The organism is uncultured Propionibacterium sp. (assembly GCF_963539965.1).
Taxonomy (GTDB): Bacteria; Actinomycetota; Actinomycetes; order Propionibacteriales; family Propionibacteriaceae; genus Propionibacterium.
In genome coordinates this window covers 1-2,750 of record NZ_CAUTOU010000117.1, presented here as the reverse complement: position 1 = coordinate 2,750, position 2,750 = coordinate 1, and the positions used below count along the sequence as shown (strand labels likewise).

The 2,750-nt window shown below is 74.8% G+C and carries 1 protein-coding gene; it reads right to left on the bottom strand.

What is annotated here, in order from left to right; genetic code table 11:
* Nucleotides 1-165: 165 nt before the first annotated feature.
* Nucleotides 166-2,750: bifunctional [glutamine synthetase] adenylyltransferase/[glutamine synthetase]-adenylyl-L-tyrosine phosphorylase (locus tag R2N01_RS11320; protein WP_316671260.1), on the bottom strand; the 2,585-nt coding region annotated here is incomplete at its 5' end.

Here is a 2,750-nt window from a genome sequence, read left to right as displayed (position 1 = left end):
GGGCGGCTCCCGGGCGGCACACGAGGACGACGGGCCGCGGCGCCCGCGCCAGCAGCTCGGCGGCGACGGCGAGCCCGATGTCGCTCGTCCCCCCGAAGACGACCAGTGCACCGGCGGGGCCGGGGCCCCTGCCGGGGCGCGGGGCCCGCGGGGATCCCGGGCGCCTCATGAGTCGCGCTCCCAGAAAATGCGGTCCACGACGTTCGAGGCCCGGCGCGAGGTGCGCTCCCAGTCCTCGATGAGCTCGGAGGCGTTCGTCATGTCGCGGTGCATCTGCATGGCGATGGCGGCCAGGTCGCGCGGGTCCGAGGGCAGCAGGTCGCTGGAGCGGCCGCTGACCAGCATCGTGTGATCGCGCAGCGCGCTGGCCAGGCGCCACGCCCCGCCGAGGGCCTGGGCGTCGCCCTCGTCCACCAGGCCGGCCTCGCGCATCGCCGCGAGCGCGGCCAGCGTGGTGGGCGTGCGCAGCCGTTCGAGCCCCCCGGCGTGCTGCATCTGCAGCAGCTGCACGGTCCACTCGACGTCGGACAGGCCGCCCGGGCCGAGCTTGAGGTTGCGGTGCGGATCGGTGCCCCGGCGGATGCGCTCGCGCTCCATGCGGGCCTTGAGCCTGCGGATCTCGGCGATCTGCTCGGGCCGCAGGCCGCCCTCGGGCCAGCGCAGGCGGGCGATGCCCCCCAGCAGGGCCCCGACCGACTGCCGGTCCCCCGCCCCGTAGTCGGCGCGGACGAGGGCCTGGTGCTCCCAGGTGCTCGACCAGCGCTCGTAGTAGTTCAGGTAGCCCGTCAGGGTGCGCACCATGGCGCCGTCCCTGCCCTCGGGGCGCAGGTCCGCGTCGATCTCGAGGGCGGGGCCCCGGCCGGGCGCCTTGAGCAGGGCGCGCAGGCGGGCGACGACGCGGATGGCGGCCGCGGTCTGCTCGGCCGGCGTGCCGTCGGGGACGACGAACATGGCGTCGGCGTCCGAGCCGTAGCTGAGCTCGGCGCCCCCCCAGCGGCCCATCGCCACGACGCCGATCGGCGGCACGGCCCCGGCCTCCTCCCGCGAGGCGATCTGCAGGGCCACATCGATGGTGGCGCTCATGACCGCCGACAGGCCGGCGCCGACCTCCTGGGTGCTGATGAGGCCGAGCGCGTCGCCGAGGGCCAGGCGGGTGAGCTCGCGGCAGCGGATGGTGCGCAGTGCCTCCACGGCCCCGTCCGTGTCGTCGTGGCGGCGGGCCGCCGCACTCATCGTCTCGAACAGGGACTCACGGGTCCGGACGGCCAGCTGGGAGACGTCGGCGAGCATCTGGACCGCGCCGGGCACGTGGCCGATCATCCTGATGACGTAGCGGCTGCTCGACAGGATCGCGGCCAGCAGTTCGGCCATCTGCCCCTCGTCGCGCAGGGCCCGCATGTACCAGCTGGTGCCGCCCATCGCCTCGGACAGCTGGCGGAAGCTGAGCAGGCCGAGGTCGGGGTTCGGCCCCTCGGCGAACCAGCCGAGCATGGCCGGCATGAGCTGGCGCTGGATCTCGGCGGTGCGGCTGGCCCCCCTGGTGAGCGCCTCGATGTGGGCCAGGGCCGAGCGCGGGTCGGCGAAGCCGAGGGCCTTGAGGCGGTCCTGGGCGGCCTGCGGTGACAGGCGCAGCTCCTCGTCGGACAGGTGCGAGACGGCCTCCAACAGCGGCGAGTAGAAGATGCGGCGCTGACGGTGCCCGACGTCGCGGGCGGTACGGCGCCAGGCCCCCCACAGCTCCTCGCCCTCGTGCATGCCCAGGGAGCGGGCGATGCGGCGGCGGTCGTCGTCCCCGGGCGGCATGAGATGGCTGCGGCGCAGGTTGAACAGCTGGATGCGGTGCTCGACGGTGCGTTCGAAGCGGTAGGCGCGATCGAGCTCGGAGGCGTCGCCGCGGCCGATGTAGCCGTGCTGGGCCAGGGCGTGCAGGGCCGGGAGGGTGCCGCGCAGGCGCAGGCGCTCGTCGACGCGGCCGTGGACGAGCTGGAGCAGCTGCACGCTGAACTCGACGTCGCGCAGGCCCCCGGTGCCGAGCTTGATCTCGGCCTCGGCATCCTTGGCGGGGATGAGGTTGACGACCCTGCGGCGCATCGCCTGGGCCTCGCTCATGAAGTCGTCGCGCCCGCCGGCCTGCCACACGAGCGGCTCCACGATCCGGCAGAAGCCGCGCGTCAGCTCGGGATGGCCGGCCATCGGACGGGCCTTGAGCATGGCCTGGAACTCCCAGTTCTTGGCCCAGCGCTCGTAGTAGGCGCGGTGGGCCGACAGGGTGCGGGTGAGCGGCCCCTTCCTGCCCTCGGGCCGCAGCGCCGCGTCCACCTGCCAGATGGTGCCCGAGGCGCAGTGCGCGGAGCAGATGCGAGTGATCGCCGCGGCGATGAGGTTGCCGACGGCGGTGGCCTCGGCGCCGGGGACCGTCTCGTCGGCCGGTTCGGCGACGAAGAGCACGTCGATGTCGGACAGGTAGTTGAGTTCCTGGGCCCCGCACTTGCCCAGGGCGATGACGCCCAGCCTGGCCTTGGCCTGGTCGGGCACCAGCCCGCGGGCGATGGCCAGCGCGCAGACCATGACGGCGTCGGCCAGGTCGGTCAGCTCGGCGGCGACCGAGCCGACCACCGCCGACGGGTCGGGCGAGGCCAGGTCGCGCCCGGCGATGCGCACCAGGTGGCGCTTGTTGGCCAGGCGCAGGCGGTCGGCGGCGTCCGGGGCGGAGGCGACGGCCCGGGCGAGCTCGTCGGGGCCGGCGCCGG